Source organism: Nocardia wallacei (assembly GCF_029869545.1).
GTDB lineage: Bacteria > Actinomycetota > Actinomycetes > Mycobacteriales > Mycobacteriaceae > Nocardia > Nocardia wallacei_A.
Genome location: NZ_JARWQD010000121.1, coordinates 29,854 through 47,764, shown reverse-complemented (window position 1 = coordinate 47,764; position 17,911 = coordinate 29,854). Strand labels below are relative to the sequence as shown.

Sequence of the window (17,911 nt, the reverse complement as noted above, 5' to 3'; positions counted from 1 at the left end):
ATCGAATCCCACGGTGGGTTCGTCGAGGAACAGCACCTCGGGGCGGCCCCCCACGCGCCCCCCCAACACCCGGAGGAGCCGGTGTCGGTGTCGGCGGCCGAGGCCCGGCTGCGTGAGCTGGCCGCTCGTGGATTCGATGTGACGATCGAGCCGCCGCTGCGAGCGCACCTGCTGCGCACGGGATCTCACGACTACGTGCTGGGCCTGGTCGTCCACCACATCGCCGCCGACGGCGCGTCGTTGCCGCCGCTGGCCCGCGATCTGGCCGTGGCCTACACCGCGCGGTGCGCGGGGGAGGCGCCGCGGTGGGAGCCGCTGCCGGTGCAGTACGCCGACTACAGCCTGTGGCAGCGCGCGGTGCTGGGCGAGGAGGACGATCCGGCCAGCGTCGCCGCGCTGCAGCTGGGCTACTGGATGAACCGGCTGGCCGAACTGCCCGAATGCCTGGAGCTGCCGACGGATCGGCCGCGGCCCGCGGTGGCGTCGCAGCGCGGCGCCTCGGTCTCGGTGCGGGTGGACGCGGTGGCGCACGCCGCACTGACCGGGCTGGCGCGCCGCGGCGGGGCCAGCGTGTTCATGGTGGTGCACGCCGCGCTGGCGGCGCTGCTGTCGCGCCTGGGGACCACGGGTGACGTGTGCATCGGCACACCGATCGCGGGACGCACCGACGGCCGGCTGGACGGGCTGGTGGGCATGTTCGCCGGAACGCTGGCGCTGCGCACGCACGTGGACGGCGCCGATCGGTTCACCGATCTGCTGGCGGCGGTCCGCGAGTCCGACCTGGACGCCTTCGCGCACGCCGATATTCCGTTCGAGCGGCTGGTGGAGGTCCTGAATCCGGTGCGCTCGACGTCGCACCACCCGCTGTTCCAGGTCATGCTCTCCGTCCACGACTCGGCGCCGGAGCCGGTGCGGCTGCCGGGGCTCGCGGTGGCGGCCGAGGAGATCGAATCCGCCGTCGCCACATGGGATCTGCAGTTCACCCTCGTCGAGCGCTACCGCGGTGACCGCACACCGGACGGCATCGAACTGCGCCTGACCTACGCCACGGACCTGTTCGACGACGCCTCGGCGGAGCGGATCGCGCGCCGCTTCGCCGGACTGCTGGCCGCCGTCGGTGCGGATCCGTCGATGGCGATCGGCGATGTCGACCTGCTCGACGAGCGTGAGCGGGCGGCGCTGGTGCCCGCCCGGGGCGGTGCCGCCGCCGCGGCGGCCACCCTCGGCGACTGGTTCGGCCGGATCTGCGGCGCCCACGCGGATCGAGAGGCCGTGCGGGCGGGGACGCGGTCGCTGACCTATCGAGAACTCGACGAGCGCTCGAACCGGCTGGCGCGCATGCTGATCGGGCAGGGGATCGGTCCCGGTGACGTGGTCGCGATGGGATTCCCGAGGTCGGTGGAGTCGGTCGTCGGGGTGCTCGCGATCGCCAAGACCGGTGCGGCGTTCCTGCCGATCGATCAGCGGCATCCGATCGACCGCATTCGCTATGTGCTCTCCGACGCGCAGGTGGGGATCGGGCTCGCGGCGGCGGCCGATGCGGCGCGCCTGCCGGACGAGGTGCGCTGGCTGACGCCCGGGCACTCAGAGGCCGCCGGGGACCCGATCACCGAGGCCGAGCGCATGCGCCCGCCGCACGTCGACGACGTCGCCTACGTGATCTACACCTCCGGATCCACCGGCATGCCGAAGGGTGTCGCGGTGACACACCGCGGGCTGCCCAGCCTCGCCGCCGAGCAGCGCGAGCGCTATGGCGTCGAATCCTCTTCTCGGGTCCTGCATTTCGCCTCACCCAGCTTCGACGCCTCGATATTGGAACTGCTGCTGGCCTTCGAGGCCGGGGCGGCGCTGGTGCTCGCGTCGCCGGAGATCTACGGCGGCGACGAACTGGCCGCCCTGCTCGAGCGGGAGCGGATCACGCACGCGTTCGTCACCCCCGCCGCGCTGGCCACCGTCGAGGCCGCCGAGCACCCGCTGCCGCGGCTGCGCTGCGTGATCGTCGGCGGCGACGCCTGCGACGCCGAACTGGTGCGGCGGTGGGCGCCGGGCCGCGCGATGTTCAATGCCTACGGTCCCACGGAATCGACTGTGGCCGTGACGGTCTCGCCGCTACACCCCGACGCCCCGATCGAGCTGGGCCGTCCGATCCGCGGCGTGCGGGCGGTGGTCCTGGACACCAGGCTGCGGCCCGTGCCGACCGGCGTGGTGGGCGAGCTCTACCTCGCCGGACCCGGGCTGGCGCGCGGCTACCATCGCCGGGCCGCACCGACGGCGGGGCGGTTCGTCGCGAATCCGTTCGGCGCGGCGGGCGAGCGGATGTATCGCACCGGCGATCTGGTGCGCTGGACCGCCGCCGGGACGCTCGCACTGGTCGGTCGCGCCGACGACCAGGTGCAGCTGCGCGGCTTCCGGATCGAGCCCGGCGAGATCACCGCCGCGGTGGCGGCCTGCCCGCGGGTGCGTTTCGCCCACACGGAGGTGCTGCGCGACCGCGTCGGCGAACCGCACATCGTGACCTATGTGGTCGGAGCGGACGAGACGGATCCGGACGCGATCCGGGAGCTGATGACCGAACGGCTTCCGGCGCATATGATTCCGGCCGCGATCGTGCCGCTCGCGTCGATTCCGCTGACGGCGGCCGGAAAGCTGGACCGCCGGGCGCTGCCCGCACCCGACCTCGGGGCGGCGGCGCGGCCGGGCCGGAATCCCGTGACCGCCAACGAAATACTGGTCGCCGCCGCGATGGCCGAGGTGGTCGGGGCGGAGCGGGTGTGCGCCGACCACACGTTCTTCGAACTGGGCGGCAACTCGCTGTCGGCGACGCGCCTGGTCGCGCGGATCGCCACCCGGTCGGGACATCGGCTGGGCGTGCGCAGCGTGTTCGAACATCCGACCGCCGCGGGGCTGGCCGCGCTGCTGGACGCCGCCGAACGCGACGGGCGCCGCGCCCGGCCCGCGCTGACGCGCGCGGAACGGCCGCGACGCATCCCGCTGTCGACCGCGCAGCAGCGGCTGTGGCTGCTCAACCGCTTCGACATCGCCTCGGGCACATACAACATCGCCATCGGCCTGTGGCTGCGCGGCGATCTGGATGCGGAGGCGCTGACGCTCGCCCTGCGCGATGTGGTGACGCGGCACGAGAGCCTGCGCACGGTGTTCCCCGATACCGACGCGGGCCCGGTGCAGGTGATCGTCGCGGAACAGGAAGCCGCCCTGCGGATTCCGGTCGTCGAGGGCACGCCGGACCACGCCCTCGCGCGGGCGCGGGAGCTGGCCGCCCGCGGTTTCGATCTCACCACCGAGATCCCGCTGCGCGCCGAGCTGATCCGCACGGCCGACCGCGAACACCTGCTGGTGCTGGTCGTACATCACATCGCCGCGGACGGGTGGTCGCTCGAACCCCTGGCCGCCGATGTCACGACCGCCTACAGCGCCCGCCGGTCCGGCACGGCCCCGGTGTGGGAGCCGCTCGCCGTGCAGTACGCGGACTTCAGTGTGTGGCAGCGCGCGGTGCTGGGCGAGGAGCACGATCCCGGCAGTGTGCTGTCGCGACAGGCGAACTACTGGACCGAGCGGCTGACGGGGCTGCCCGACTTCCTCGAACTGCCCGTCGATCGCCCGCGGCCCCCGGTGGCCTCGCAGCGCAGCGCCGCGGTGACCACGCGACTGGGCGCCGACCTGCACCGCCGCCTGGCGGACCTGGCGCGCGGTCGTGACGTGAGCCTGTTCATGGTGCTGCACGCGGCGCTCGCGATACTGCTCGCCCGCCTGTCCGGCACGCGGGACATCGCGATCGGCACGCCGATCGCGGGACGTACCGAGGAGCAGCTGGATCGCCTCGTCGGGATGTTCGTCGGAACCCTGGTGCTGCGCACCGACATCGACGGCGGACGGTCGTTCGACGAGGTTCTGCACGCGGTGCGCGCGACCGATCTGGACGCGTTCGCGCACGCCGACCTGCCCTTCGAACGGGTGGTGGAGCTGCTGAATCCGGTGCGGTCCACGGCATTTCACCCGCTGTTCCAGGTGATGCTGTCGGTGCAGAACTCGCAGCCGGTGCGGATCACCCTGCCGGAGCTCGAGATTCGCGGCGAACGCATCGACCCGGGTGCGGCGGGATTCGATCTGCAGTTCACGCTGACCGAATCGCAGACGCCCGACGGACGTCCGGACGGCGTGGAACTGCGCCTGGATTACGCCACGGACCTGTTCGAGGCCGCCACGGCCGAGCGGTTCGCCGCCGGGTATGCCGCGATCCTCGCGGCCGTGGCGAGCGATCCGGGTGCCGCCGTCGGCGATATCGACGTGCTCGAGGCGGACGAGCGGAGGCTGGTCCCGGCCCGTGGCGGCGACCCGCTGCCCGCGGCGACCCTGCCCGAACTGTTCGCGGCGGCCGCCGCCGCACCGGACCGCACCGCGCTGCGGTGCGCGGGGGCGGAGCTGAGCTACCGCGAGCTGGACGAGCGGTCGAACCACCTGGCGCGCACGCTGATCGGTCGCGGCGTCGGCCCGGGCGATATCGTGGCGCTCGCCCTGGCCCGATCGGTGGAGTCCGTCGTCGCCGTGCTCGCGGTGACCAAGGCGGGCGCGGCGTACCTTCCGGTGGACGTGCGCTATCCCGCCGAGCGGATCCGGCACATGCTCGCCGACTCCGGCGCCGGGATCGGCGTCACCGCCACCGATCCCGCGCGGCTGCCGGACGGGGTCGAGTGGCTGCCGATATCCGAGGGCGCGGACGGGCGCCCGGTCACCGACGCGGACCGGAGGCGGCCGCTGTCGGCCGACGATGTGGCCTACGTGATCTACACGTCCGGATCCACCGGCGTGCCGAAGGGTGTGGCGGTGACCCATCGCGGCCTGGCCAACTTCGCCGCGGCGCAGCGGGACCGGTTCGGTGTCGAAGCCGAGTCGCGGACATTGCATTTCGCCTCGCCGAGCTTCGACGCGTCCGTGCTCGAGATGCTGCTCGCGTGGTGCGCGGGCGCGACGATGGTGATCGCGCCTGCCGACGTGTACGGCGGCGACGAGCTGGCGGAACTGCTGGAGCGGGAGCGGGTGTCGCACGCCTTCCTCACCCCGGCCGCGCTGGCGAGCGTGGACCCGCGGTGGCGGCTGCCGCGGCTGCGCTCCCTCGTGGTGGGCGGTGAGGCCGTCGCCGCGGAACTCGTGCAGCGCTGGGCCCCGGGCCGCGCGATGTTCAATGCGTACGGCCCCTCGGAAGCCACTGTCGCACCGGTACTTTCGCAGGCGCTGCGACCGGAGGCCAGGGTCGAGCTGGGCAGCCCGATTCGCGGAGCGGGCGTGGTGGTGCTGGACACGCGGCTGCGCCCGGTGCCGGTCGGCGTCGTGGGGGAGCTGTATGTGCTGGGATCCGGTGTGGCGCAGGGATATGTGGGCCGCACCGGCCTGACGGCATCGCGGTTCACGGCCTGCCCGTTCGGCGCCGCGGGCGAGCGCATGTATCGCACCGGCGACCTGGTGCGGTGGTCGGACGGCGCGCTGGTCTTCGTCGGACGCTCGGACGATCAGGTGCAGGTGCGCGGCTTCCGGATCGAGCCCGGCGAGATCAGCGCCGTCGTATCCGACTGCCCCGCTGTCGGATTCGCCCATACCGAGGTGCGCACGGACGCCCGGGGCGAGCGCCGGATCGTGTCCTACGTGGTGCCCGCCGACGCGGCGGAGGTGGATCCGGAGTCCGTGCGCCGCCACGCGGCGGGCCGACTGCCCGCGCACATGGTGCCCGCGGCGGTGGTGGTGCTGGCGGAGATTCCGCTCGGCCCGTCGGGCAAGCTGGATCGCACCGCGCTGCCCGAACCCACATTCGGCAGCGGCGGCCGCGCGCCGCGGACACCGAACGAGGTGCTGGTGGCCGCGGCCATGGCACACGTGATCGGTCTCGACGCGGTCGGCGCCGAGCACAGCTTCTTCGATGTCGGCGGCAGCTCGCTGCTGGCGACGCGACTGGTGGCGCGGATCGCCGAGCAGACCGGTCAGCGGCCGACGGTGCGGGCGGTGTTCGAATACCCGACACCGGCCGCGCTGGCCGCGGCATTGGACGCGGGCGAGTTCGGTGGCGACACCACACGGCCCGCATTGACGCATCGGTCCCGGCCGCAGCGCATACCGCTGTCGGCGGCCCAGCGGCGGCTGTGGTTCCTGGATCGCTTCGACACCGAGTCCGGCATCTACAACATTCCGGTCGCGCTGCGGCTGCGGGGCGACCTCGACATCCGGGGATTGGCCGCGGCGCTCGCCGATGTCGTCGACCGGCACGAGGTGCTGCGCACCGTGTTCCCGGACGCGGGCGACGGGCCGTGCCAGATCGTGCGGGAGGCGTCCGCGGTCGACGTGGACCCGGTTCCGGTCGACGCGCGGGAGGGCGCCGAGCCGATCATCGAATTCGCCACCGCCGGTTTCGATTTGACGGCGGAGCCGCCGCTGCGGGTGCGGCTGTTCCGGCGCGGCGCCGACGAGCACCTGCTGGTGCTGGTCCTGCATCACCTCGCCGCGGACGGCTGGTCGCTGGGCCCGCTCGCCGACGATGTGATGACCGCCTACCGCGCGCGCCGGACCGGGGCGGCGCCGGGCTGGGAGCCACTGGCCGTGCAGTACGCGGATTTCAGCCTGTGGCAGGACGAACTGCTCGGCGACGAAGCGGATCCGGACAGCCTCGCGGCGCGGCAGCTCCAGTACTGGCGGGGTGTGCTCGACGGCCTGCCCGAATGCCTGGAACTGCCGACCGATCGGCCGCGTCCCGCGGTGGCGTCGCATCGCGGCGCGACGGTGGTCTCGCGCGTGGACGCGCGGGTGCACGGTGCGCTGGTGGAATTGGCGCGCCGCCACGACGCGAGCGTGTTCATGGTGCTGCACGCCGCGCTGGCGGTGCTGCTCGGCAGGCTCGCCAGCACCGACGACGTCGCGGTGGGCACCGCGGTGGCGGGCCGCTCCGAGGCCGGGCTGGACCGCCTGATCGGCATGTTCGTGGCGACCGTGGTGCTGCGGGCGCGGGTGGACGCGGACGAGTCGTTCGCCGAGCTGCTGGCCGCGGTGCGCGACGGTGACCTGGACGCGTTCGCGCATACGGATGTGCCGTTCGAACGGCTGGTGGAGGTGCTGAATCCGGCGCGCTCGGCCGCGCGGCACCCGCTGTTCCAGGTGATGCTGTCGGTCCACGACGACGCACCGCGGGCGCTGCGCCTGCCGGGACTCGAGGTTGCCACCGAGGAGATCGACTGCGGCACCGCGAAATTCGATGCCCAGTTCACGGTGACCCAGACGTGGGCCGAGGACCGGACACCGGCCGGACTCGACCTATGCCTGACCTACGCCACCGACCTGTTCGACGCCGCGACCGCCGAGTCGATGGCGGAGCGGTTCGTCCGGATTCTCGCCGCGGTGGTGGCGGGACCGCGAATCGCGGTGGGAGACATCGACATCCTCGACGACCGGGAACGCGAGGCACTGGTGCCCGCGCACGGCGGCGCGGCGGTCCCTCCGGCGTCGCTGGCGGAATGCTTCGCCACCGCGGCGGCCCGGTACCCCGATCATGCCGCGCTGCGGTGTGATTCGGTCGAGCTGACCTACCGCGAGCTGGACGAGCGGTCGAACCGCCTCGCGCGGGCCCTGATCGGCCGCGGTGTGGGCCCCGGTGACGTGGTGGCGGTGGCGGCGCCGCGCTCGGCGGAGTCGGTGCTCGCCGCCCTCGCGGTGACGAAGGCGGGCGCCGCGTTCCTGCCGATCGACACCGGATATCCCGCCGAGCGGATCCGGCACATGCTGTCGGACTCGGCGGTCCGGATCGGCCTGACCGCCGCCGTCGACGCGGCCACACCGCCGGGATACGTGGTGTGGCTGGCGATCTCGGAGCTGGACGGCGGCGACGCCTCGCCGATCGGCGACGCGGACCGGGTGCGGCCGCTGTCGGTCGACGAGGTGGCCTACGTGATCTACACCTCGGGTTCCACGGGCGTGCCCAAGGGCGTCGCGGTGACCCACCGCGGCCTGGCCAACTTCGCCGCCGTCCAGCGCGACCGGTACGGAGTCGAACACGGTTCCCGGACTTTGCATTTCGCGCAGCCCATCTTCGACGCCGCGGTCCTGGAGGCGCTGCTGGCGTGGTGCGCGGGCGCGACGATGGTGATCGCGCCGCCCGGGGTCTACGGCGGCGACGAGCTGGCGCGAGTGCTGGAGCGGGAGCGGGTGTCGCACGCGTTCATCACCCCGGCGGCGCTGGCGAGCATCGACCCGGACCGCCGGTCGTTGCCCGACCTGCGGACCCTGGTCGTGGGCGGCGAGGCGTACGGCTCGGAGCTGGTGGAGCGTTGGGCGCCGGGCCGACGGTTCCTCAACGCCTACGGCCCGACCGAGACCACGATCATCATGCTGCTGTCGCGGCCGCTGTCGCCCGGCGACCGGCTCGGGCTGGGCGGGCCGATTCGCGGTGTGGGCGTGGTGCTTCTGGACGGGCGCCTGCGCCCGGTGCCCGAGGGCGTGGCGGGCGAGCTGTACATCATGGGCGGTGGCCTGGCACGCGGGTATGTGGGCCGCGCGGGGCTGACGTCGGGCCGGTTCGTCGCCTGCCCGTTCGGCGACCCGGGCGCGCGCATGTACCGGACCGGCGATGTCATGCGGTGGTCCGGCGGGGAGCTGGTGTTCGTCGGCCGTTCCGACGATCAGGTGAAGCTGCGCGGGATGCGGATCGAACTCGGTGAGATCAGCGCGGTCGTGGCCGCAATCGCGGGAGTTCAGCTGGCGCACACCGTGATCCGTGCCGACGAGTCCGGCGAGGATCGCATCGTCACCTACGTGGTCCCCACCGAATCGGCCGACCTCGACCCGCGGTCGCTGCGCAGCGGCGCCGCGGAACACCTTCCGGTGCATATGGTTCCGTCGGCGATCGTGGTTCTGACCGCGGTGCCGCTGACCCCGACGGGCAAGCTGGACCGGAAGGCGTTGCCCGCACCGGTGTTCGACGCCGTCGACCCGGCGGGGCGCGCGCCCGCGACACCCACCGAGATGCTCGTGGCCGCGGCGATGGCCGAGGTGGTCGGCCGGGAGACGATCTGCGCCGACCACAGCTTCTTCGACCTCGGCGGCAACTCGCTGTCGGCCACCCGGGTGGTGGCGCGGATCGCCGCCGCGACCGGCCACACGCTCACGGTGCGTTCGATCTTCGAACATCCGACGCCCGCCGGGCTCGCGGAGTTCCTCGACGCCGCCGACCCGGACCGCGCGGGATCGCGGCCGGTCCTTGCCGCGGGCGAACGACCGGAACGGATCCCGCTGTCCCCGGCGCAGCAGCGCCTGTGGTTCCTGCACCGCTTCGACCCCGGCTCGGGCGCCTACAACATTCCGCTCGTCCTGCGGTTGCGCGGCGACCTCGACGCGGGTCTGCTGGAGACGGCGATCGCGGACGTGATCGACCGGCACGAGGTGCTGCGCACGATCTATCCGTCCGACGTCGACGGCCCGGTGCAGATCATCCTGCCCGCGCGGCCGACGCCGCTGCCGGTCACCGACTGCGCGGCCGACGATGTGACGGCCGCGATCGGCGAATTCGCCACCGCCGGTTTCGATCTCGCGGTGGATCCGCCGGTGCGGGCGCGGCTGTTCCGGCTGCGGCCCGACGAACACCTGCTGGTGCTGGTGCTGCACCACATCGCCGCCGACGGCTGGTCGCTGGCGCCGCTGGCCGCCGACGTGGCCGCCGCCTACGAGGCGCGCCGCGCGGGCACGGCACCGGCGTGGGAGCCGCTGGCCGTGCAGTACGCGGACTTCAGCCTGTGGCAGCGCGCGGCGCTCGGCGACGAGGCCGATCCGGGCAGCGTGCGGGCGCGGCAGGTGCGGTACTGGACCGAGCGGCTGGCCGGACTGCCCGAATGCCTGGAGCTGCCGAGCGATCGGCCGCGCCCGGCGGTGTCGTCGCATCGCGGCGCCTCGGTGGTGTCGCGGTTGGACGCGGAACTGCACGGCGCGCTGGAGGAGCTGGCGCGGGCGCACGACGCCAGCATCTTCATGGTGCTGCACGCGGCGCTCGCGGTCCTGCTGGCGCGCCTCGGCGACAGCCGCGATATCGCCATCGGCACCGTGGTCGCGGGCCGCACCGAGCCGCAGCTCGATCCGCTGATCGGCATGTTCGTCGGAACGCTGGTGCTGCGGACGGCCGTGGACGGCGGCAGGCCGTTCGGCGAGCTGCTGGACGCGGTGCGCGAGAGCGATCTGGATGCGTTCGCGCACGCGGACATTCCGTTCGAGCGGCTGGTGGAGGTGCTCGAGCCGCGCCGCTCGACCGCGCATCATCCGCTGTTCCAGGTCGGGCTCTCGCTGCACAATCTCGCGCAGGCGCGGCTGCGGCTGCCCGGTCTCGAGGTGGTCAGCGAGGATATCGATCCGGGTATCGCGAAGCTGGATCTGCAGTTCACGGTGACGCCGTCGTGGGTGGACGACCGGCCGGGCGGATTCGAGGTGTGCCTGACCTACGCCACCGATCTGTTCGACGCCGAGACCGCGCGGGCGCTGTCGCAACGGTACGCGCGGGTGCTCGCCGCCGTGGTGGCGCAACCGGACAGGCAGGTCGGCGCCATCGATCTCCTCGGTGCGGGGGAGCGGGCCGATCTGGTGCCCGCTCGCGGCGGTGCCGCCGCGCGCCCCCTGTCCCTGGCGGCGCTGTTCGAGGCGGCCGCGGTGGATCCGAACCGGGTTGCGCTGCAGTGTGATTCGACGCAGCTGACGTACGGTGAACTCGAGCACCGGGCGACCCGGCTCGCCGGTGCGCTGATCGAGCGCGGTGTCGGTCCCGGCGACGTGATCGCCCTGGGCATGGCCCGTTCGGTGGATTCGGTGGTCGGGTCGCTCGCGGTCGCCAAGGCCGGGGCCGCGTTCCTGCCAGTCGACGTGCGGTATCCGGCCGACCGGATCCGGTACATGCTGGCCGATTCCGGCGTCCGGATCGGCCTCACCCGGACCCCGGACCGCGCCTCGCTTCCGGACGACATCTCCTGGCTGACACCGGAAGACATCGATACGCCGTCCGCCGCGGCCCTCGCGACGGTGCGCGAGCGGCGGGTGCGCGACGACGATCTCGCCTACCTCATCTACACCTCCGGATCGACGGGACGACCCAAGGGCGTCGCGATCACCCAGCGCGGCCTGCACAACTGCGCCGCCGTGGCGCGCGACCGGTTCGGGATCGAATCCGGCTCGCGCACCCTGCATCTGGCGTCGCCCAGCTTCGATGTGGCGATGCTGGAAGTGCTCATGGCCTGGAGCGCGGGAGCGACGATGGTGATCGCGCCCGCCGACGTCTTCGGCGGCGACGAACTGGGCGCACTGCTCGACCGCGCCGAGGTGACCCACGCCGTGGTCACCCCGGCGGTGCTGGCCACCGTCGATCCCGGCCGCTGGCCGCTGCCGCGACTGCGGCGGCTGGTCGTCGGCGGCGAGGGATTCGAGGCGGATCTCGTCGCGCCCTGGCTGGCGGGCCGCGAGGTGATCAACGGGTACGGCCCGTCCGAATCGACCATCGCGAGCACGCTGTCCCGGCCGCTGCGGCCCGGGCAGCCCATCGTCCTCGGCCGTCCGATGCGCGGCGTGACCGCCGTGGTGCTGGACGCGCAGCTGCGGCCGGTGGCCCCCGGCGCCGTCGGCGAGCTGTACGTCGGAGGCATCGGTCTCGGCCGCGGGTATCACCGGCGGCCGGACCTGACCGCCGCGCGCTTCGTCGCGAATCCGTTCGGGGACAACGGGGAACGGATGTACCGGACCGGCGATCTGGTGCGGTGGACCCGGACCGGCGAGCTGGTCTTCGCCGGGCGCGCGGACGATCAGGTCAAGGTGCGCGGATTCCGGATCGAACTGGGCGAGATCACCGCGGTCGTCTCCGCGTGCCCGGGAGTGCGGTTCGCGCACACCGAGATTCGGGCCGACGCGGCGGGCCGGTCCCGCATCGCCACCTATGTGGTGTGCGAGGAGCGCGACGTGCGGGCGGTGCGGGAGTTCGCCGCCCGGCGGCTGCCGCCGCACATGGTGCCGGAGGCCGTCGTCACGCTGCCGTCGGTGCCGATGACGCCGACCGGCAAGATCGACCGAAAGGCCCTGCCGGAACCGGTCTTCGACGCGATCGGCACCGGGCGCGCGCCGGAGACCGACGGCGAGCGGCTGGTGGCGGCGGCGATGGCGGAGACGGTCGGCCGCGGCGAGGTCGGTGCCGATCAGAACTTCTTCGAACTGGGCGGCAATTCGCTGTCGGCCACGCAGCTGGTGGCCCGGATCGCGGCCGCGGGCGCGCCGCGGCTGGGTGTGCGCGCGGTATTCGACCACCCGACACCCGCCGGGCTTGCGGCGCTGCTGGACACCGCACCCGCCGGGGACCGCCCGGTCCTGCGGAGGTACGAACGGCCGGAGCGCATTCCGCTGTCGGCGGCACAGCAGCGCCTGTGGTTCCTGAACCGGGCCGACACCGGCTCGGGCGCCTACAACATCCCGGTGGTGCTGCGCCTGCGCGGCGAACTCGACACCGAGGCGCTGGCGCGGGCGCTCGGCGACGTCGTGCAGCGGCACGAAACGCTGCGCACCCTGTTCCCGGATTCGGTGCACGGCCCCGGCCAGGTGATCACGGCCGCCGAGGTGCCGCTGGAGACCGCCGAGCTCGGCGCGGACGAGGTCGCCGAGTACGTACGGCGTTCGGCCGCACGGGGATTCGACCTGACCGTCGAACTCCCGGTGCGGATGACGCTGCTGCGCGTGAGCGCCACGGAACGGGTGCTCGTCGTCGTCCTGCACCACATCGCGGCCGACGGCGGCTCGGTGCTGCCGCTGGCCACCGATCTCGCCACGGCCTACGAGGCCCGGCTGCGCGGGACGCCGCCGCCGTGGGCCCCGCTGCCGGTGCAGTACGCCGATTTCACGCTGTGGCAGCGCGACCTGCTCGGCAGCGACGACGATCCGGACAGCGCGGCGGCCGCGCAGCTGGAGCACTGGCGTCACACCCTCGCCGGTCTGCCGCAGTGCCTGCCGTTGCCGACCGACCGGCCCCGGCCCCCGCTGCCCAGCCACCGGGGCGCCACGGTGACCACGACGATCGACGCCGCGGCACACCGGGCGCTGCACGAGCTGGCCCGCAGGCACGACGCCTCGGCGTTCATGGTGCTGCACGCGGCGCTGGCCGCGCTGCTGTCGCGGCTGAGCGACAGCGGCGACATCGCGATCGGCACACCGCTGGCCGGGCGCGACGACGTGCAGCTCGACCGCCTGATCGGCATGTTCGTGGGAACGCTGGTGCTGCGCACCGGAATCGATCGGGCGCGCGGATTCGACGAGCTGCTCGCCACCGCGCGCGAGACCGACCTGAACGCGTTCGCCAACGCCGACATCCCGTTCGAGCGTCTCGTCGAGGCGCTCGACCCGGTGCGCTCGACCGCGCATCATCCGCTGTTCCAGGTGATGCTGTCGGTGCACAGCGCGGCACCGGTGGCGCTGCGGCTGCCCGGTGTCGCGGTCGAGGCCGAGCAGGTGCAGGTCGACACCGCGAAGTTCGATCTGCAATTCACGTTCGTGGAGTCGTTCGCCGGTGCGGACGAGCCGGACGGGATCGAGCTCAGCGTCACCTACGCGACCGATCTGTTCGAGGCGCGGACCGCGCACCTGCTCGCCGAGCGGTTCGTGCGGCTGCTGACGGCCGCGCTCGCCGAGCCCGGGCGCGCCGTCGGTGATCTCGAGGTGCTCGCTCCGGCGGAGCAGCGCGAGCTGACCCCGGTGCGCGGGCAGAAGTCCGGTGGCACAACGAGTCTCCCGGATCTGTTCGCCGCGGCCGCCGCCCGCGAGCCGAGTGCGGTGGCGGTGCGGTGCGGCACCCGCGAGATGACCTACGCCCAGCTCGACCGTGTGACCAACCGGCTGGCCCGCGCGCTGCTCGCGGCGGGTGCGGGCCCGGAGCGTGCCGTGGCCGTCGCGCTCCCGCGGTCGATGGAGTGGGTGACGACGGTGCTCGCGGTGGCGAAGACCGGTGCGGCCTTCCTGTCGGTCGATCCGGCCTATCCGCGCGAGCGCAAGGACTACATGCTCGCCGACTCGGGCGCGCGCCTCGGCGTCACCGTGTCGGCCTGCCGGTCCGAGCTGCCCGACGGGCCGGAGTGGCTGGTGCTCGACGAGGCCGACCACACGGCGCTGCCGCAGTCACCGATCACGGCGGGCGAGCGGGGCGGCGCACCGCGGATCGACCACCCGGCCTACCTGATCTACACCTCCGGCTCCACCGGAATCCCCAAGGGCGTCACCGTGACTCACGCGGGCCTGGCGGATTTCACCGGAGAGCTGGCCGGTCGGGCCACGGTGCGGCCCGGTGCGCGGGTGCTGCACTTCGCCTCGCCCGGATTCGACGCCGCCGTCCTGGAGCTGCTGCTGTCGCTGGGCGGCGCGGCGACGCTGGTGATCGCGCCCGCGGGCATCTACGGCGGCGCCGAACTGCGGGATCTGCTTGCCGCGCAACGAATCACGCACGCCTTCGTCACGCCCGCCGCCCTGGCGACCGTGGATCCGGGCGGCCTGGACGACCTCGAGGTCGTCATGGTCGGCGGCGATCGGACGGGCCCCGAGCTCGTGGACCGGTGGGTGGTGCCGCGCGGTCCGGAGGCGGCGCCGCGCCGCATGTACAACGCCTACGGCCCCTCCGAGGCCACCGTGGCCGCGACCCTCAGCAACCCGCTGCGGCCGCACACACCGGTCACGCTCGGCGGACCGATCCGCGGATTCGGCCTGCTGGTGCTCGACGGCAGACTGCGGCCGGTTCCGGCCGGGGTGCCCGGCGAGCTGTATCTGGCGGGCCCGGGCCTGGCCCGCGGATACCACGGCAAGCCGGGACTGACCGGAGCGCGGTTCATCGCGAATCCGTATGGCGCGCAAGGTGAACGGATGTACCGCACCGGAGATCTGGTGCGGTGGGTCGCGCACGACGGTGAGCTCGAGCTCGACTACCTCGGGCGCACCGACGACCAGGTGAAGATCCGCGGCTTCCGCATCGAACTCGGCGAGGTCGACGCGGCCCTCGTGCGGCACCCCGACGTCGAGCACGCGATCACCGTGCCGCGCGCGCTGCCCACCGGGGCGCAGGCCCTGGCCGCCTACGTCCAGCTGCTGCCCGATGCCCGGTGCGCCGCCGCGGATCTGCGTGCCCATCTCCTGGAGCTGGTGCCGAACTACCTGGTGCCACAGGCGATCACGGTGCTGGACGCGCTGCCGGTGACGGTGTCGGGCAAGGTGGACCGGGCGGCGCTGCCGGAACCGGAGTTCACGGCGGGCACACCGTATCGGGCACCGGCCGACGCGGTCGAATCGGCGCTGTGCGCGGCGTTCGAGGAGGTCCTCGGCGTCACCTCGGTCGGCGCCGACGACAGCTTCTTCGATCTGGGCGGCACCTCCCTGCTGGCGACCCGGATGGCCGCGGTGCTGCGGGAACGGCACGACCTCGAGGTGCCCGTGCAGGCGGTCTTCCTGGCACCGACCCCGGCGGGCATCGCCGCGCGGATCGGCGCGTCCGGCCCGGACGCCGCCGCGATGGCCGATACGGCCTTCCGGACGATGCTGCCGATCCGATCGGGCGGCGACCGGGCTCCGCTGTTCTGCGTGCACTCCGTGAGCGGGGTCTCGTGGAGCTACGCCGGTCTGGTCACCCATCTGGAACCCGACCGCCCGGTGTACGGGCTGCAGATGCCCCACCTCACCGACGGGACAGGACCGGATACCGTGCCGGAACTGGCCGCTCGTTACGTCGAGGAGCTGCGGCGGGTGCAGCCGGAAGGTCCGTACCACCTGCTCGGGTGGTCGCTCGGCGGCCTCATCGCCTACGAGATGGCGGTGCAGCTCACCGCGGCGGGCGACCGGGTCGCGCTGCTGGCGCTGCTGGACAGCCGGGTGCTGGCCGACGAGCCGCAGGCCGCCGAGCCGAGCACCGGCGAACTGCTCGGCGCCCTGCTCGACGACGACGAACTGCGGCAGGCGGAGGTCACCGCCGAGCAGGCCGCGCGCCTGCTGCGCGAGCGGCCGGGCCCGTTCGCCGGGCTGACCGCCGGGCACGTCGAGCGGCTCTACGCCGCCTACCTGGCGGGCAGCCGGATGGGCTCGCGGTATCGGCCGCCCCGCTACGCGGGCGAGCTGCTGTACTTCACCGCGGCGGCGGACTCCGGGCCGAATCCCGGTGCGGCACAGTGGAGTCCGTTGGTCGGCGGCGAACTGCGCGAGCATCGCGTCGAGTGCACCCACGGCGCGATGACCGGCCCGGAGGCACTGGCCGACATCGGTCCGGTGCTGCGGGCACACCTGGCCGGTGCGCGCACGGATGTCGGCTCGTGACGGCGGGTGCGGATTGGCACGGTCTGAGCGGAGCGTACGTACTGGATGCGCTCACCGATGCCGAGCGGGAGGTCTTCGAACGTCACCTGACCTGGTGCCCGCGCTGCGCGCAGGAGGTCGGGGAGCTGCGGGAGGTGGTGGTGCGCCTGGCGGAATGCCTGGCGTGCCAGCCCGATCCGGGCCTGCGGGCACGGATCCTCGAGGACCTCGCCGAGTGATCGGGCAGCGATGGTGGGCGGCAGCGCCCGAACTCGATTACGGGTGTGGCCGGTGCGGTTGCCCTGGCGGCCGGTCGGCCGCCGGGGGCGTGTCCGGCGGTTACGGGGCCGTGCTCGGGACGACGATGCCGGTGTCGATGCGGACCGGCCAGCGGCGCGCCGGGCGTGGCGCCGCGGGGGGCGGCTTCGGTTCGTCGGGCGGGTGTTGCGGCGTGGCACGGATGCTGTCGAGGACCCGCTCGCGCATGGTCGGCGTCGGCGTCTGCGCGCAGGCGACCGCGATCTGGACGACGGCCGCACGCAGCTCCGCCACATCCCGGCTGCAGGAGGGGCAGTCGCCGAGGTGGCGTTCGAAGGCCTCGTGTTCGTCGTCGGGCAGGGAATCCAGTACGTATGGTGCGGTGAGATCGCGGATCGGGGCCGAGCAAGTCACTGATGAGCTCCCAAATATTCGCGCAGACGAATCAGACCGTCGCGCATTCGGGTCTTGACCGTTCCGACCGGAGTGTCGAGAACCTGAGAGACCTCGCGGTATGTATAGCCGCCATAGTAGGCGAGCACGATGGATTGGCGTTGGAGCTCGGTGAGCTTGTCGAGCGCCTGCTGCACCTCCCGGGTCTCCAGCCGCGCGAGCGTCGCCTCGACGACCTCGTCGACCGGGCGCCGGACGTCCAGCTGCTCGATCCGGCCCTCGCGGTCGGAGCAGGCCTGCTCGTGCCGGACCCGGTCGATCGCCCGGCGGTGGGCCATCGTGACGGCCCACGCCATCACATTGCCCGGCTGCTCACAGAACTTCGGAGCCTTCAGCCAGATCTCCAAGAGCACCTCCTGGGTGACCTCTTCGGATCTCGGGCGATCGCGCAGAATCCTTGCGACGATCCCCAGCACGGGCCCCGCGACGATGTCGTACAGATCGGCGAAAGCCTGCTCGTCACCCGCGGCGACACGCTCGATCAGCGAATGCAGCGTCGCATCCGTGTCGATGATGTCGCCGGCAGGGACGCCACCCGACGATCCTCGGGCGCGGATGACCATTCAGTGTCCTTCCAAACCGGCGTCCAATGCGTTCGACCTCACAGAAGCGAGTCGTCGCCAACGCGGCCCCGGATTGGTTCCGAACAGAAAAATCTTCTACGCCCCGCACGGTCCCGCCCGGGACGCGGAGGTTCCGGGCGCGGTTGCCGGGGGCGGATTCGCCGGTCAAGGGTATCGACGTATGAGCCCGATCCTTTCGCGGTTGGTGGACACAGGGAAGTCGAAGCGGCCGCGCGGGCGGATTGGTCGCGGGTTTCCGGGCCGTTCCACCTGCTATCGAATCGTGATCATCTCGTGGCCCCTTTCACAGGGAG

General features: G+C 72.9%; 4 protein-coding genes. 2 read left to right on the top strand and 2 right to left on the bottom strand.

Going from position 1 to position 17,911, the window contains the following annotated elements:
* Positions 1-81: 81 nt before the first annotated feature.
* Positions 82-16,344, top strand: a complete 16,263-nt coding sequence (locus QH290_RS09825) for a non-ribosomal peptide synthetase (protein ID WP_280382618.1) — start codon at positions 82-84, stop codon at positions 16,342-16,344.
* Complete coding sequence (locus QH290_RS09820; RefSeq protein ID WP_280269302.1) at positions 16,341-16,562, top strand: zf-HC2 domain-containing protein; 222 nt, start codon at positions 16,341-16,343, stop codon at positions 16,560-16,562. Before QH290_RS09825 ends, QH290_RS09820 begins: the two co-directional genes overlap by 4 nt.
* A 100-nt stretch (positions 16,563-16,662) precedes the next feature.
* Here QH290_RS09820 and QH290_RS09815 read toward each other — a convergent pair whose 3' ends face one another.
* Positions 16,663-16,995: a zf-HC2 domain-containing protein gene (locus tag QH290_RS09815; protein ID WP_280382617.1), complete on the bottom strand. Its 333-nt coding sequence runs from the start codon at positions 16,993-16,995 to the stop codon at positions 16,663-16,665.
* On the bottom strand, positions 16,992-17,597 hold the full coding sequence (gene sigK / locus QH290_RS09810; protein WP_280267203.1) for an ECF RNA polymerase sigma factor SigK: 606 nt from the start codon (positions 17,595-17,597) through the stop codon (positions 16,992-16,994). The genes QH290_RS09815 and sigK overlap by 4 nt, the downstream gene beginning before the upstream one ends.
* Positions 17,598-17,911: the final 314 nt, after the last annotated feature.